The sequence below is a fragment of the Polaribacter cellanae genome (assembly GCF_017569185.1).
Classification (GTDB): Bacteria; Bacteroidota; Bacteroidia; order Flavobacteriales; family Flavobacteriaceae; genus Polaribacter; species Polaribacter cellanae.
In genome coordinates this window covers 1,310,457-1,325,496 of sequence record NZ_CP071869.1, presented here as the reverse complement: position 1 = coordinate 1,325,496, position 15,040 = coordinate 1,310,457, and the positions used below count along the sequence as shown (strand labels likewise).

General features: G+C 30.2%; 16 protein-coding genes. 3 read left to right on the top strand and 13 right to left on the bottom strand.

Annotation, left to right across the window (positions count from 1 at the left end):
• Positions 1-13 precede the first annotated feature (13 nt).
• The 7 genes from J3359_RS06005 to rsfS are packed head-to-tail and all read right to left on the bottom strand — an operon-like array spanning position 14 to position 5,362.
• Positions 14-637 (bottom strand): YceI family protein, encoded by a 624-nt coding sequence (locus tag J3359_RS06005; RefSeq protein ID WP_208079815.1) that lies wholly within the window; start codon positions 635-637, stop codon positions 14-16.
• Positions 638-642: 5 nt separating this feature from the next.
• Entirely contained in the window at positions 643-909 is a 267-nt protein-coding gene (locus J3359_RS06000; RefSeq protein ID WP_208079814.1) for an acyl-CoA-binding protein, read from the bottom strand.
• Positions 910-1,566, bottom strand: coding sequence for a phosphatidylserine decarboxylase family protein (locus J3359_RS05995; protein ID WP_208079813.1), 657 nt, complete (start codon positions 1,564-1,566; stop codon positions 910-912).
• 3 nt (positions 1,567-1,569) lie between these two features.
• Positions 1,570-2,364 (bottom strand): phosphatidate cytidylyltransferase, encoded by a 795-nt coding sequence (locus J3359_RS05990; RefSeq protein ID WP_208079812.1) that lies wholly within the window; start codon positions 2,362-2,364, stop codon positions 1,570-1,572.
• Position 2,365: 1 nt separating this feature from the next.
• Positions 2,366-2,950 carry an LUD domain-containing protein gene (locus tag J3359_RS05985; protein ID WP_208079811.1) on the bottom strand — a complete coding sequence of 195 codons (585 nt, stop codon included), beginning with the start codon at positions 2,948-2,950 and terminating at the stop codon, positions 2,366-2,368.
• 22 nt (positions 2,951-2,972) lie between these two features.
• A complete protein-coding gene (gene ftsH, locus J3359_RS05980; RefSeq protein WP_208079810.1) occupies positions 2,973-4,961 on the bottom strand; it encodes an ATP-dependent zinc metalloprotease FtsH in 1,989 nt (662 codons plus the stop codon).
• A gap of 32 nt (positions 4,962-4,993) precedes the next feature.
• On the bottom strand, positions 4,994-5,362 hold the full coding sequence (gene rsfS, locus J3359_RS05975) for a ribosome silencing factor (protein WP_208079809.1): 369 nt from the start codon (positions 5,360-5,362) through the stop codon (positions 4,994-4,996).
• Positions 5,363-5,449: 87 nt separating this feature from the next.
• Here rsfS and J3359_RS05970 point away from each other — a divergent pair, with 87 nt between their 5' ends.
• Positions 5,450-6,181, top strand: a complete 732-nt coding sequence (locus tag J3359_RS05970; protein WP_208079808.1) for a biotin--[acetyl-CoA-carboxylase] ligase — start codon at positions 5,450-5,452, stop codon at positions 6,179-6,181.
• On the opposite strand, the gene J3359_RS05965 is transcribed toward J3359_RS05970, so the two are convergent.
• Both J3359_RS05965 and pyrE read right to left on the bottom strand, forming a co-directional pair.
• The gene (locus tag J3359_RS05965; RefSeq protein ID WP_208080423.1) at positions 6,178-6,567 is read right to left on the bottom strand and encodes an SRPBCC family protein; all 390 of its coding nucleotides are present in this window, start codon (positions 6,565-6,567) and stop codon (positions 6,178-6,180) included. The genes J3359_RS05970 and J3359_RS05965 overlap by 4 nt on opposite strands.
• Before the next feature lie 10 nt (positions 6,568-6,577).
• Positions 6,578-7,219, bottom strand: a complete 642-nt coding sequence (pyrE, locus tag J3359_RS05960) for an orotate phosphoribosyltransferase (RefSeq protein ID WP_208079807.1) — start codon at positions 7,217-7,219, stop codon at positions 6,578-6,580.
• Between the two features lie 7 nt (positions 7,220-7,226).
• Here pyrE and J3359_RS05955 point away from each other — a divergent pair, with 7 nt between their 5' ends.
• A complete protein-coding gene (locus J3359_RS05955; RefSeq protein WP_208079806.1) occupies positions 7,227-7,823 on the top strand; it encodes an NUDIX hydrolase in 597 nt (198 codons plus the stop codon).
• A gap of 55 nt (positions 7,824-7,878) precedes the next feature.
• Positions 7,879-9,771: a SulP family inorganic anion transporter gene (locus J3359_RS05950; protein ID WP_208079805.1), complete on the top strand. Its 1,893-nt coding sequence runs from the start codon at positions 7,879-7,881 to the stop codon at positions 9,769-9,771.
• 28 nt (positions 9,772-9,799) lie between these two features.
• On the opposite strand, the gene J3359_RS05945 is transcribed toward J3359_RS05950, so the two are convergent.
• The 4 genes from J3359_RS05945 to J3359_RS05930 are packed head-to-tail and all read right to left on the bottom strand — an operon-like array spanning position 9,800 to position 14,968.
• On the bottom strand, positions 9,800-10,447 hold the full coding sequence (locus J3359_RS05945; protein WP_208079804.1) for a hypothetical protein: 648 nt from the start codon (positions 10,445-10,447) through the stop codon (positions 9,800-9,802).
• Positions 10,447-11,145 carry a PleD family two-component system response regulator gene (locus J3359_RS05940; protein ID WP_208079803.1) on the bottom strand — a complete coding sequence of 233 codons (699 nt, stop codon included), beginning with the start codon at positions 11,143-11,145 and terminating at the stop codon, positions 10,447-10,449. The genes J3359_RS05945 and J3359_RS05940 overlap by 1 nt, the downstream gene beginning before the upstream one ends.
• Entirely contained in the window at positions 11,142-13,742 is a 2,601-nt protein-coding gene (locus J3359_RS05935) for an ATP-binding protein (protein ID WP_208079802.1), read from the bottom strand. The genes J3359_RS05940 and J3359_RS05935 overlap by 4 nt, the downstream gene beginning before the upstream one ends.
• Positions 13,739-14,968, bottom strand: a complete 1,230-nt coding sequence (locus J3359_RS05930; RefSeq protein WP_367890388.1) for a DNA cytosine methyltransferase — start codon at positions 14,966-14,968, stop codon at positions 13,739-13,741. The genes J3359_RS05935 and J3359_RS05930 overlap by 4 nt, the downstream gene beginning before the upstream one ends.
• Positions 14,969-15,040: the final 72 nt, after the last annotated feature.

Sequence of the window (15,040 nt, the reverse complement as noted above, 5' to 3'; positions counted from 1 at the left end):
TTAGGATAAAAGTTTAAAATTCTGATGTAATATTTAATGCAACATCGCTCCAAGTTTTAGATACTCCATCCGAACCTGTGTGTAAAGCTTCGCAAATTTTATTTAAAGAAGCAAGAGCCTTTGTCGCATTCCAATTGGTAACATCCATATTTGCTTTCATTGCAAATGTCTTGTTTGTAATTGTATATGTAAAAGGAACCTTTTCTGTAACTCCGTTCATTTTTATGTTTGCATATCCAATAGAATCATTTTCAATAACTAATTTACCAGACAATAATTTTGTTTGATCCATTACACCAAAAAAGAATTTTTTAATTTTGTAATCTCTACTAGAATCTTTTGTAAAAATACTACTTACAGGAATTGAAAATTCTGTATTGTTTATCGCTTCTTTAATCGTGTTTCCTAGACCACCAGAAGTAATATTTACAGTTTTAAACTGTCCTGTAACAGGTACTTTTTCTGAAGTTTTATAGGCAGTAAAGTTAACCTCGTTTGTAGCCTCTTTTAGAGAGAATACTGCAGAGCTTTTTTTAGCTGTTGATGTTTCTTTTGTGTTGGTTTTCTTTTCTGATTTACAAGCTGTAAAGTTTAAAGAAAGTACAAATATTAAAATAATGTAAGCTGTATTTTTCATGAGTTTTATTTTTTTCTATTAAGAATTGAGTTTGCTAAATTTATATATTCTTGTTTTGCTTGGTCTGGAGACATGTCTTTTAATTGCATCCAGGCATTTGCTTTAAAGGCATTTCTAACATCAAGTTCGTTATTAAATGTAAAAGTGCTTCCGTAATTCGCTTGTTTGTAATAGGCATAAAATTTTAGCATAATATCTGGAGCAAGTGCTTCTTTTAATTGAGACATTTTGTCAAATGCTTCAGAAAATTCGATGTCTAAATTGGTATTCATTTATTTCTGGGCAATCACTTGTGTTCCACCTTTTACTTTGTCTCCGAGTTTTACATTTAATGTGGTTCCTATTGGTAAAAATAAATCTACTCTAGAACCAAATTTTATAAACCCAGCATCTGTACCTTGTACAATTTCTTCACCTTCTTTGGCATAATTTACAATTCTTTTTGCCAAAGCACCTGCAATTTGTCTATATAAAATTTCTCCAAAAGTAGCATTCTCTAATACGATTGTTGTTCTTTCGTTTTCTGTAGATGCTTTTGGGTGCCAAGCAACCAAGTATTTTCCTGGATGATATTTGCTATATTTTACAACTCCACTCATAGCATACCTTGTTACGTGCACATTAATTGGAGACATAAAAATAGAAACTTGTAATCTTTTATCTTTAAAATATTCTGGTTCTTCTACTTCTTCAATTACCACTACTTTTCCATCTACAGGAGCTACAATAGTGGCTTCATCTAAATTGGTAAGTCTTTTTGGATTTCTAAAAAATTGAAGAATTACCACCAAAAAGAAAATGATAAAAACCTGAATGGATTTAATAATCCAATTTGTTTCTAGTAACTTTTCTGCCATTAAAATACCAGTAATGGCAATAATAAAAGCAATAACAATTATTTTGTAACCTTCTTTATGGAAACGAATCATAAGTTAAATTATATAATTAATATACAAATATACAAACGGAGCAGCAAACAACAAACTATCTAGCCTGTCTAAAATTCCTCCATGACCAGGCATAATATTTCCACTGTCTTTTATATTGGCTTGTCTTTTTAATTTCGATTCTATTAAATCGCCAATAGTACCAATTATAGATACAATTATTGCGATTATCAACCAGTTTAAAAATGTAAAATCGGTATTAATTCGGCTTATTACATAGGCTGTAATCATAGAGAAAACAAGACCTCCAATAAAACCTTCTTGTGTTTTTTTGGGAGAAACCGATACAAATAGTTTTCTGCGACCTACATTTTTTCCTACCAAAAAAGCAAAACTATCATTCACCCAAATAAGAACGAGTATCGAAATCATTAAATAAGGAGAATAACTTTGGTTATAAAATGGGAGTAAAACTAAAAAGCAGATAGAAAATATAGGATATCTAATGGTAAAACCTAATTTAGATCTATCGTTCGCAAAAGTAATTTCCTTTTTTGCGAATAGTTGATAAATTAAATAGATAGAAGATAAAATATTTATGATTAAAATTCCTGTAATAGCATAACTAAAAGGTCTTTTAAGCATCAAAAAAAGTGTAAGTCCGAAAAAAATATAAGGAATTACATTTTTATTTTTAATCATTTTAGAAAATTCCCAAATACACAAAACCCCAAATATAGATATAAGTGTAATATAAGATTCTTTTGAAAAAAGAATTGCAGCTACAAATATTAAAACGTAAATAATTCCAGAAAGACTCCTTCTTAAAAGGTTGCGCATATTATAAATCTTCTAATAAGAGCAAATATAAGTTTTTTGAGTTACTGTTACCATAGTTTAAAAAATTATCATCATTATTATTAATATTATAATTTTTTATGGAAGATATATTGGTTGGTAATGAGTCTTTACTGTTTGTTTTAATACCAGTTAAACCTTGGCCAGTATCTTTAACTAGTTGGCTAGTTGTAGCGTACACGATAAAGTTTTTTGAGAGTTCAGATAATTTGGTGCTTTTTAGCTGATTGGAAGAAAAAAGAATGTCTCCATTATCTGCAATTAAATGCTCGCAAGTTGTAAAAACAGGTGTAGTATTATTAAACTTAGAGATGGTATTTACAGTTTTATTTTTTATAAGACTGCTAGCAGTGTTGTCTAAAAGTAACAATTCATTCCAGTTATTTTCTAATAAAACTTTTTCTAAACTTTCAGAAATTTCTTCTTTTTTTAGGCAGTAAAGAAATTTACCACCTTTTTCTATAAAATTATGCACAAAAAGGTCATCTAAAGATAAATCGACCTCTTGTTTTTGAATCTCTTTATCCTCTTTTACAGGAATGTTTAATAGTTTCTTTAAAAAATTCATTCTTTAAATTAAAGAGTTTTAATTACTCTAAAGTTTTATCTACTGGAGGAGTAGTTGCTTCTTCTTTAACTTTTTCTTCAATTTTTACTTCTACGTCTAATGCTTCGAAGGGTCTTTTTCCGAATATTTTTAATAAATCGTCTTTAAAAATTACTTCTTTTTCTAAAAGTAATTCTGCTAATGTCGTTAATTTTTCTTTATTCTTAGTTAATAATTCGATTGCTCTTATATATTGGGCTTCGATCATCTTAGATATTTCTGCATCTATTTTTTTTGCAGTATCATCGCTATAAGGTTTTACAAATGCATCGTTTCCAGAAGAATCGTAATAGGTAATATTACCAACTTCGTCATTTAAACCATATACAGTAACCATGGCTCTTGCTTGTTTGGTTACTTTTTCTAAATCACTTAAAGCTCCTGTAGAAATTTTATTAAAAATAATTTTTTCTGCGGCTCTACCACCTAAAGTAGCACACATTTCGTCTAGCATTTGTTCTGTTTGAACAATCATTCTTTCTGCTGGTAAATACCAAGCTGCACCTAAAGACTGGCCTCTTGGAACAATGGTAACTTTTACCAAAGGAGCAGCGTGTTCTAGCATCCAACTTACAGTTGCATGACCAGCTTCGTGATACGCAATTACTTTCTTCTCTTTTGGTGTAATTACTTTATTTTTCTTTTCTAAACCACCAACAATTCTATCTACAGCATCTAAAAAATCTTGATGATGAATTGCCTTCTTTCCATTTCTCGCTGCAATTAAAGCAGACTCATTACACATGTTTGCAATATCTGCACCAGAAAATCCTGGAGTTTGTTGTGCTAAAAACTCTACATTTACATCATCTGCCAATTTTAAAGGCTTAATGTGCACTTCGAAAATTTCTTTACGTTCGTTAATGTTTGGAAGATCTACATAAATTTGTCTATCAAAACGTCCTGCACGCATTAAAGCACTGTCTAAAACATCTGCTCTATTGGTAGCTGCAATTACAATTACATTTGTATCGGTTCCAAAACCGTCCATTTCTGTTAATAATTGATTCAGCGTGTTTTCGCGTTCGTCATTACCACCAGTCATACTATTTTTTCCACGAGCACGTCCAATGGCGTCAATCTCATCAATAAAAATAATGGAAGGCGATTTTTGAGCCGCTTGTTTAAATAAATCTCTAACTCTAGAAGCACCAACACCTACAAACATTTCTACAAAATCTGATCCTGATAAAGAGAAAAAAGGAACACCAGCTTCACCTGCAACTGCTTTTGCTAATAAGGTTTTACCTGTTCCTGGAGGTCCTACTAATAACGCTCCTTTTGGAATTTTACCTCCTAAAGAAGTATATCTTTCTGGGTTTTTTAAGAAGTCTACAATTTCTTGCACTTCTTCTTTTGCACCTTCTAAGCCAGCAACGTTTTCGAATGTGGTTTTAACTTTGGTATCTTTATCGAATAATTTTGCTTTCGATTTTCCGATGTTAAAAATTTGTCCTCCACCACCAGAACCTGCGGCTCCACCAGACATTCTTCGCATAAAAAATAACCAAACAGCAATAAGAATAATAAACGGTAAAAAACCAATGAGTGTATCGAACATACTTGTTCTGCTTTCGTTTTTTAAATCGTAATCTAAACCTTGTTCTTTTTTAACTTCTTCTAAATGATTTTCGAAATTTTGTAAATCACCAAAATTGTATTCGTACAAAGAAGCTCCATCTCTATAAAAAGCAGAGTTTACCAATTTTTGATATTTAGGTTTCTTTAAAGCTTCTTTTTTTATGTAAATATGTGCGATGTTTTTATTTACTACAACAATTTTAGAGATATCGTTTTCTTTTAGAACTTCGTTAAATTCGTTTTTTGAAATGCTTTTAGTAGCTAAATCTCCACTACTAAAAAATTGAAAACCAATTAACAGTAGAAATATTCCGCCATAAATCCAATACATGTTAAATTTAAATTTAGGCGTATTGTTGTTAGTATTGTTATCTTTATTAGAATCTTTCATCTTTAATTAATAATATTTTTTTTGAATATTGTTTAGGCTGGTTTAATCTCGGTAATTTTAGCATCACCCCAAAGGCTTTCTATGTCGTAAAATTCTCGTATATGTTTTTGGAAAACATGCACCACAACATTTACATAATCCATTAAAATCCATTCGGAATTTCCTTGCCCTTCTATATGCCAAGGCTTGTCTTTAAGTTGTTTGCTTACTACTTTTTGTACGGAACCAGAAATTGCGTTTACTTGTGTATTAGAATTTCCTGAGCAGATTATAAAATAATCGCAAACAGTATTTTCTATTTCTCGTAAGTCTAGTAATTGAATATTTTCTCCTTTAACGTCTTCAATACCTTGAATGATTACAGCGATTAAATCGTCTGTGCTTACATGTTTTTTAGTCATTAATTTTTTCTCTAATTTATCGCAAAGTTATTATTTTTTTGCGAGTATTTTGTGTAATATTGAACTAGTTTACACATTATTTAACAGTTGAAAATAATCAAACTTAATGCCATTGATTCTACCAATTCTTTTTTGAAGGAAATGGTTACAGATTCTGTGGTCGAAAATTTCACAGTGGTTGTTGCAGAAAGCCAAGTAAATGGTAGAGGGCAGCAAGATAGTGTTTGGTTGTCTGAACCCTTTAAGAACCTTACTTTTAGTGTGTATATTTCTTTTAAAAACTTTAAAATTCAACATAAAAAAAACTTACTTTTTGCAGTTTCTTTGGCTGTTTATGGAGCTGTAAAAGAAGCAACAAATTTACAGATTTCTATAAAATGGCCAAACGACATTCTGTCAGGAAATAAAAAAATATGTGGAATTTTAGTAGAAAATAGCATTCAAAAAGATAAAATTAGACATTCTGTAGTAGGAATTGGTTTAAATGTGAACCAAACTAATTTTTCTGAGGCAATATATAAAGTAAGTTCTTTAAAATTATTAACTCAAAAAAACTACGATTTAGATGCGTTGTTAAAAGTGATTGTATCTAAATTAAAAGAAAGAATTAATCAATTAGAGAATAAACAGTTCGAACAACTCGAAGGAGAATATTTAAAAGTGTTGCATAAAAAAAACACCCCAGCTATGTATAAAGATAGTAAAGGTGTTTTATTTATGGGGTTTATTTCTGGAATTTCTAAGGATGGTTTGCTTCAAATTAAGTTGGAAGACGAAACCATTAGAGAATTCGGAATTAAAGAAGTGTCTTTTGCTTAAAGTTTACCAATATTTTCCGATAATGTATCTACAAACTTCGTTAATGGTTTTTTAATCATCATTGCCATCATAGGGTTAAAATCTCCTTCAAACGTAAGTTTTACTTCAGTTTTGTTTTTTGCAATTTCTTGCATATCTGCTGCTAAAGTAAAAGGCAATTTACTACTTGCGGCACCTAAAGTAATATTAGAATATGGTGTTTTTTCTTTCAGTACCAATCTAATTTCTGGCATTCCAGGCAACCCAAAAATAAAAGATTCGCCATCGACCTCAAATTTATTAATGTTTTCTGGCATAATTTCTTTAAAATTCTCTAATTTGCTAAAAAAATTAAAAACCTCTTCTGCCGATTTTTCTACAATTACTGTATTTCCGTCAATATTCATCTTTCTTATTTTATTGGTTCCACTCATTTGGGTTTTTTCTCCATTCGTGTAATGTAATTAGTTCTTTATCAGAAATGTAATTACTGTCTAATGCTTGTTCTAATAAGTTTTCGTAATTACTTAAAGTAGATAAATGTACATTTTTCTCTTTAAAATTTTTATCAGCAACCTCAAAACCATAAGAAAAAATGGCAACCATTCCTTTTACAACTGCACCAGCTTCTTTTAAAGCAGCAACTGCATTTAAACTACTGTTTCCTGTGCTAATTAAATCTTCGATAACAACCACATTTTGTCCACTTTCTAAATGTCCTTCAATTTGGTTTTTACGACCATGTTTTTTAGGCTCTGGTCTCACATAAATAAATGGAACACCTAATTCTTGGGCAACCAAAATTCCTATTGCAATTGCTCCTGTAGCAACACCTGCAATAACATCAGGTTTTCCATAATCCTGTTCTACAATCTTAGCAATTTCTTCTTTTAAGAAAATACGAACTGGAGGGTAGGAAAGCGTTACTCTGTTATCGCAATAAATTGGCGATTTCCAGCCAGAAGCCCAATTGAATGGTGTTTTAGGGCTCAGTTTTATTGCTTTTACTTGTAACAAAAGCTCGGCTGTTTTTTTTGCTGTATCTTTGTTTAAAATCATAGCGCAAATGTATAAAGTTTTTGTAAATGATAAACCAATAATTATTACATCTTCTCAAAAAAAAGAAAATAATTTTCCCATTCATATTCTTAGGAATACTGTTTCCGACGAAATCGTACATAAATTAAGAAATAGGAATATAAAAGGGGTAAATTTATATACGCCAGATTTAGAAAAAGGATGGCAAGAGTTTCTACATAGTTTTAAAATAGTTACTGCAGCTGGTGGTTTGGTGTTGAATGATAAAAAAGAAGTTTTATTTATTTTTAGAAATGGTGTTTGGGATTTGCCAAAAGGAAGAATAGAAAAAGGAGAGCAAATAGAAGAAACTGCTATTAGAGAAGTAGAAGAGGAGTGTGGTATTTTCGATTTAAAGATTGTAAAACCCCTATTAACAACCTATCACGTTTATTTCCAAGATGGAATGAAACTAAAAGAAACATTTTGGTTTTTAATGACTTCTGCATACAGTAAAGAGTTAGTACCTCAATTAGAGGAAGGGATTACAAAAGTTGTTTTTAAAAATGATGAAGAAATTGTCGAAGCATTTAAAAATACCTACAAAAATATAGAATTGGTGTACGATACTTACAAAGAAGGGTAGTTTTCTAAAAAAACCTACTATCTTTGCCGACTTCAAAAATAGGCGCCAATATATTATGACTGATTTTATTAAAAAAATAATTCCGAATGCAAAAGACGACGTTTTAGCGGGGGTAACTGTATCTCTTGCAATGATTCCAGAAGTGGTAGCATTTGCTTTCGTTGCACAAATTAGCCCAATTGTAGCTTTGTTTGGGGCTTTTATGGTTGGTATTATTTCTGCACTTTTTGGAGGAAGACCTGGTTTAATTTCTGGTGCTGCAGGTGCTGTTGCCGTAATTTTTGTAACTATGATTCAAGAAGGGCATGCAAAGGGTTTGCTTTTTGATAATCCTGTAGAAAATATGGGCTATTTTTATTTACTAGCAGCTGTAGTTCTAATGGGAATCATTCAAGTTTTTGCAGGTGTTTTTAAATTAGGGAAATTTGTGCGTTTAATACCACATCCAGTAATGATGGGGTTTGTAAACGGTTTGGCAATTGTTATTTTTATGGCGCAATTGGGCATGTTTAAAGAAAATAAAAAAGATTTTTTCGGTCAGAATATGCGTAAAACACAATCAAAAGAGTTGATTTATAATGTTTCTGATAATAAAGTAAAAGATATTACCTCTAACACTGTTTTGTTTACTATTGAAGGAAATTCTATAAAAAATAGTAGCACAGGTAAAGAGGTGTTTTTTCTTTCAGAAGGTCAGGTTTTTGATGCAAAAACTAAAAAAGTTGTGTTTAATGCCACTGATAAAGGTTTCTATTCCGTGAAAGATAAAGGTGTTGTAAAAACAACTATGCAAGGAGAAACCTTGTATATAATGATTGGTTTGGTGTTATTAACCATGCTTATTGTTTGGGGTTTGCCTAAATTAACGACAAAAGTACCAGCTGCATTAACAGCCATTTTAATTGTAACTTTAATTTCTGTTTTTAGCGGATTAAGTTCTATAAATGTTGGTGATTTTATAAGAGATGGAGGAGGAGCAGGTTTAAATGGAATTGATGAAATTTCAAGTAAATTAAATATCTTAGAACTTTGGAGTCACCTTCCTTTTAATTTAGATACCTTAAAATTTATTGCACCTTATGCTTTTTTAGCAGCATCTGTTGGTTTAATAGAAACCTTAATGACCATGAATTTGGTAGATGAATTAACAGAATCTCGCGGAAATGGAAATAGAGAATGTGTTGCACAAGGAGCAGGAAACATTTTTAGCGGTCTTTTTGGAGGAACAGGTGGTTGTGGAATGATTGGACAAACTGTTATTAATATTAATGCTGGTGGTCGTGGACGTTTATCTGGTGTTATGATGGCTTTAACCTTATTAACTTTTATATTATTTGCAGATAAATATATCGAGCAAGTACCAATTGCAGCACTTGTGGGTGTAATGTTTATGATGGTAATTGAAACTTTTGCATGGTCGAGCTTTAGAATCTTAAAGAAAATACCAGTTTCAGATGCTTTTGTGTTAATTATTGTTTCTGCTGTTACCGTGTTTTTTGATTTGGCAATCGCAGTTTTTGTAGGAGTTATTATTTCTGCTCTATCTTTTGCGTGGACAAGTGCCAAGAAAATTAGGGCAAGAAAGCGTTTTAAAGAAGATGGAACAAAAATTTATGAAATTTGGGGACCATTATTTTTTGGAAGTATCACCGATTTTAATGCAAAATTCGATGTTAAAAACGATCCAGATACTATAGAAATTGACTTTGTTGAAGCGCGTGTTTCAGACCATTCTGCCATTGAAGCCATTTTTGGTTTGGTAGAAAAATACCAAGCTGCAGGCAAAAAAGTAACTTTAAAACATTTAAGTGAAGATTGTAAAATATTACTATATAAAGCTTCTCCTATTTTTACGGATATCATTATAGAAGATATAGACGATCCTCGTTATCATTTAGCAGCAAATCCAGAGAAGTTTCCGAAACCTTTGGGAGATTATAAGTTTTAGGATTTTGAATAAAAAATAAAAGATAGTTTTAGTATATAACCATATCATTTTTCATATTGAATAATAAATCGGCTAAATTCCTATTATTTTCTTCAAGAATTGCTTTATTGATTCTTTTATTTAAGTGTAAGTTTAAATAATCCTTTAAAAATATAAAGTCTTTAGATTCATCTTTAAAGAATTTTAGTAAACTTAAGATAACAGTCTCATTTATTGCTTGTTTAAAAAGCTCAATAGTGTCTAATGTAATTCCTTCATTTGCAAGTTTTTTATCACTTTCTACTTCTTCAATTTCTGTTGGTAAAGGACCAAATCCGATAGCTTTATTAGTTTTAGCAATACGAAATGAACTTTTTATTAAACTGGCAGAATCACAAGCAAGTAAAAATATATTCTGGTTTTTGAAAATGCCCATTTCATTTCTTTTTACGAAAGGTTGCTTTGGAAAATCATCAAGTAATTCACCACCGTAAATTTGGTCATCCTGACCGTGTCCTAAAAATAGAATTGTACTATTTTCTGGAAGTTTGGCAATATTGTCAAGACAACTTTTGTATGAATCTGTGTTAGGGTGAATTTCAATTAATTCAAAATCAATGGAATTAGATTTTAAGCAATCTACAATATCAAACAGAAATTTTGTTGAGGGGTCAATCGAAATAATAACTGTAATCATCACTCCTCAAATTTATTTAAGTCAACTAAATGAGCTATGGTTAGTTCAACCAAATTTTTCTGGAAATCAATGCCGTTCGGTAAATCTTTATCAATTTCGTGTGCTATGTCTGAAAGTTTTTTCCCTTTAAACTTTGGATAGACACTGTTAAAAACTAAGTCTGGGTATTTTTCTAAAAATTTAATCAGGTGATCTTTATGCTTATATACTTCTTTAGGGGCAACAGTCAGTTTTGTTAACTCTTCAGGTATCCTATCCCTATCTATAAATTCATCAATTTTTAGCTTTATCAAGCTTTTTACTTTTTTTGGAGTGTCAAATTTTTTTGCAACTTTATCCTGTTCAGATGAATAAAGACAAAACTTTGCTCGTCTTAATCTATATTTTTTTGAAGTACATTCGTTTTTAATCCATTTAAGTAATTCGAATCCATCTAAATTTGGGTCTTTAAAATCATAATCTGAAGCAACTATATCAAAATTATCATTCATATAATTGTCATTAACATAAGATTGAATTTTGGCCTTATCTAATATCACTTTTCCAGTAGATTCATCTCTTTTCTTATAATGATCGTTACTTAAATCCAAAAAAGTTTCATCAAGGTCAAAACCAACATTTTTTAGTTTTTTCCTTAGATTATCTATTTGAGAATTTATCTTATTATCATCTATGTATAATAACCTTACTACACTCATATTGTATTGAAAATAAGTTTAAAAGATGCTCCAGATAATTTTAAGTTATTACCTATAAAGTCGATTTCAGAATTCATATCATTTAAAAGATTTTTTGTGTAAAATAACCCTATACCAGACCCATTCATACCGCTTAAAGGAATGTCACGTACAGAAAGCTCAAAAATGCGTTCGTGTTTGTCTAAAAATTTATCAGATAAACCATCACCATCATCCGAAAAAACAAATTCTAATTGTTTATCGCTTGTGTTGTTAAACTCAATCAGAATATTTTCTGCTCCCCATTTGATAGAATTGCTTATTAGATTATCAAGTATGATTGATAAATTCAAGACACTAATATTTTTGTTTAGATATGAGTTGTTAACTTTAAATTCAAATGATATCTTATCAGAAAAAGTTTCTCCATATAATGAAATATATTCCTGAATATATGATACTAAATCAACGTCCTTTTTTTCGATATCTTCTTTAAGGTCTGATCTAGTAACAAACTCGGACATTTTTAATGAGCGTTCGGCATTGAGTTTTAAAAAACCTAGTCTTTCAATTAGGTTGTTTATATCGAAATCATCTTCTGTTAAATCGTCAATTACATTCTCAATACCATCTCTTATTTCGATATTATTAATTTTTATGGTATGAATTAGTCCATCTGCATCTGGACTTAGAGTTCTTCTTGTTGCAAGAAGGTATAGGTTTTTTTCTTTTTCAATTGATAAGTCTACTTCAGCTTTATCAGCTTTATCTTTATATTCTTTAGCAGTCTTTTCAGCACTCTGTTTTTGATTTTTTAAATCATCTAATTCATATTGAAGTTTTTCTATTAGAATAGTTTGTTCTTCAACGGTTTTTTTGTAATTCTGTAACTCTAGAATTGCCTTTGTAGTAGCTTCATTGGTTGAATATCTAGAAAACTCCTTGAGTTGTTTTTCTAATTCTGCATTTTGTTCAGCTTTACGTTGTAAAATTCGACCCAAAGTTTCTGAGTCTATTTTTTTATTATCGAAATCTTCAATTAACTGTTGAAATTCTCTTTCGGACTTTTGCCTTTCTTCTTCAATCTTTTGTGTAATTAAATTTTCATTAATATATAATTCTATTACGTCATTAACTCTAGCAGATATAATTGAATGTATCGCACTATATGTTCTTTTTTGTTTTGTCTGGTCATCTTCACGAAAAATCAATTCATTTTCTTTCGCTTTTCCCGAAATGATTTTTTGTTCAATTTCTTTAAACTGAGGATCTTTATTGTCATAAATAGAGCTATCCCAATTAAGTCCTTCTACTACATATCTTTCAAGTCTTCTATGTGCTTTATAATAGAAACTATCGTTTCTTTCTGAATTAGTTAAATCTTTGTAATTATCATTTCTTACAATTCCTTCTCTACTGGATATGATTTGAAAATCATTTAGCTCATCAAGAATTTCAATTTGACCAATGATATCTCTAAGCCCCAGAAAGCTTCTTGTTTTTTGTGCTTTTCTTTGATCTAATCCGAGCCAATCATTACCTACCTCTCCATATGGGGAAATTCTAAATCCATTAATAAACAAAAATATAGACCCGTAGTTAACTGATTGTATTCCAGTTTGTTTTGTGAAAAAAGCTTTAGCATATGGATTTAAATAATAGATGGAAATCTTTACATTCTTAATTGACGGATAATACGGATTTCTTTCCTTTAGCCAAAAAATCGTATCACCTTTATCTTTAAGTTCTGTATAGATAATTTTACCTCCATCTTGAGTTCTAGTTTCAATACTAGTTGACTTGAAGTCCAATTTATCGAAAATTCGATTCTCTACTTTACCAATGAATTTTTCATACTCATTTCTTAAGTCGTTCTCTTTAATAAACTCAGGTGTACTGATATAAATGCCGAAATCATCATCTTGAAATGCTTGATTAGGATTGATTAGTTTTTCTAAATATTTTTTTAAATCAACGAATTTTTCTGTATCCCATTTTATGGTATTTCCGCTTTTGTCTTTAATTGGATAAGCCCAAGAACTTCTTAGTTTTATAACCTCCAGTAGCACACCATTTTCAAAGGCTTTGAAACCAAGGTTTTCAATTTCATTTTTTGATAGGTACTCAAACTTTAAGGGTATAGATTGAATTTCCTTTTTTTCATCTTCAATTTCGAAAAGCTTCCAATCTATACTAAGTTTTACATATTTTTTATCATCTTTTGTTTTTGCATATAGATTTAGATATTCGCCAAGTCGATCACAAGAAAACCTTCCAACTCCTTTGGCTCCAGCCATTCTTCTATTATGCTGTGTCTTGTTTGATTTTTTTTCAGAATAAGCTATGTTCAACCATTTATCTTGAATGTCCTCTAAATCCATTCCTAAACCATCATCTTGAATAATTAATCTTGATGTTTTTTCCGAAAATGATTGAATAAGTTCATCATCATTATCCTTAAGGTTGAAATAAGTTACATTAACTCTTTTTGCATCTGCATCAAAAGAATTTTTCACCAATTCAAGAATTGCAATGTTGTCGTCATTGATAAGGTCTTTACCAATTATATTTTTTAACTGAACATTTGTTTTAAAATGTAATTCGTTTGGATTTGTCATTTGCTAATTAGTTTGTTTAAAACCAATCCGCTTTGTTCTCCAAAAAGAGGTGGTATCGCATTGCCTATTTGTGAATAACGAGGAACCTCCTGTGTTCTTCTTTTTCCACCAGTTGTGTATTTACCTTTAAACTCGTACCAATCGTTGAATGATTGTATTCTTGCATACTCTCGAACTGTAAAAATTCTAGGTTCACAATAATGCACATAATCATCTGGTAAAGTGGTAATTGTTGGAGTAGGAGTAGATCCACATAACGGAATTATAGTTCTTTTTTTAAGATTAAATCTTTCTTTTATTTCGTCTGATAGTGTTTTATTTTTATCGGCATTTTCAAGTATATATTCAAATTTTTCAATTGTAGAAGGATTGTGTTTTGCAAATCTATGGCTATCAGGGATTTTTTCTGAATAGTTTCCTTTTAATAATTTTTGATATTCTGATTTAGGTTTGTTGTATAAACCTGCCTTAAAAGAAGCTGTATCTGGTGATATTGTTTCATTAATTCTTAATAAATCGGATATTGCATCTTCCAAACTATTTGTTAGACCAATACCTTTGTTTACTAGGAATTTTTCTCTTTCGCTTCTTATTGAATCAAAAAAATCTGTCGGTTTTGTATTATTTGCGATATCTTTTCTAATTCCTACTAAAATGAAACGTGTTCTTTTTTGCGGAACACCATATTCCGAAAAATCAACTAGACGACCTTCTACCTTGTAGCCTAAATATTTTCCGTCTTTTGGAGTATATTCTAGTGCACTCTTTACATATTCAGAATACACTTTTCCTTGGATTTTATTTTTATCAAACTTTTGAGTAAAACCTTTTACATTTTCAAAAAAGATAACTTTTGGTTGTACTTGACGAATAAATCTTATGTATGATTTAATTAATTTATTTCGTAAATCATTTTCATTTCTTTTTCCAGCCGTAGAAAAACCTTGACAAGGTGGTCCGCCTGCGACCATATCAATTTTACCTCTTAATGATTTGAGCTCATTTGGATAATTCTTGATTATTGCATTAATATCGTGGTTGGATTTTGGTAACCAATTTGGCCAATCAAAATGATTATTATTTTCAATTAAATTATGGTTAAAAGTTTCAAATGCGTCAGGACTTTTTTCTATTGCAAAGTGACCTTTCCATAAACCAGTATTATATAAACCTAATGATAGTCCACCACAACCAGCAAATAAATCAATATATGTTTTCTTTTTCAAATTGTTAATTATTTGTAAATCAAGTTATTATGTTTTGAGTTTATTCTTTAAGCATAAAAACTAATATACAAT

Coding starts and splice junctions, on each gene's coding strand:
- pyrE (WP_208079807.1), bottom strand. CDS start 7,219: ATGATTTTAAACAAAGATACAGCAAAAAAAACAGCCGAGCTTTTGTTA.
- J3359_RS05945 (WP_208079804.1), bottom strand. CDS start 10,447: ATGATTACAGTTATTATTTCGATTGACCCCTCAACAAAATTTCTGTTT.
- J3359_RS05995 (WP_208079813.1), bottom strand. CDS start 1,566: ATGATTCGTTTCCATAAAGAAGGTTACAAAATAATTGTTATTGCTTTT.
- J3359_RS05935 (WP_208079802.1), bottom strand. CDS start 13,742: ATGACAAATCCAAACGAATTACATTTTAAAACAAATGTTCAGTTAAAA.
- J3359_RS05940 (WP_208079803.1), bottom strand. CDS start 11,145: ATGAGTGTAGTAAGGTTATTATACATAGATGATAATAAGATAAATTCT.
- J3359_RS05965 (WP_208080423.1), bottom strand. CDS start 6,567: ATGAATATTGACGGAAATACAGTAATTGTAGAAAAATCGGCAGAAGAG.
- J3359_RS06005 (WP_208079815.1), bottom strand. CDS start 637: ATGAAAAATACAGCTTACATTATTTTAATATTTGTACTTTCTTTAAAC.
- J3359_RS05985 (WP_208079811.1), bottom strand. CDS start 2,950: ATGAATTTTTTAAAGAAACTATTAAACATTCCTGTAAAAGAGGATAAA.
- rsfS (WP_208079809.1), bottom strand. CDS start 5,362: ATGACTAAAAAACATGTAAGCACAGACGATTTAATCGCTGTAATCATT.
- ftsH (WP_208079810.1), bottom strand. CDS start 4,961: ATGAAAGATTCTAATAAAGATAACAATACTAACAACAATACGCCTAAA.
- J3359_RS05955 (WP_208079806.1), top strand. CDS start 7,227: ATGTATAAAGTTTTTGTAAATGATAAACCAATAATTATTACATCTTCT.
- J3359_RS05950 (WP_208079805.1), top strand. CDS start 7,879: ATGACTGATTTTATTAAAAAAATAATTCCGAATGCAAAAGACGACGTT.
- J3359_RS05990 (WP_208079812.1), bottom strand. CDS start 2,364: ATGCGCAACCTTTTAAGAAGGAGTCTTTCTGGAATTATTTACGTTTTA.
- J3359_RS06000 (WP_208079814.1), bottom strand. CDS start 909: ATGAATACCAATTTAGACATCGAATTTTCTGAAGCATTTGACAAAATG.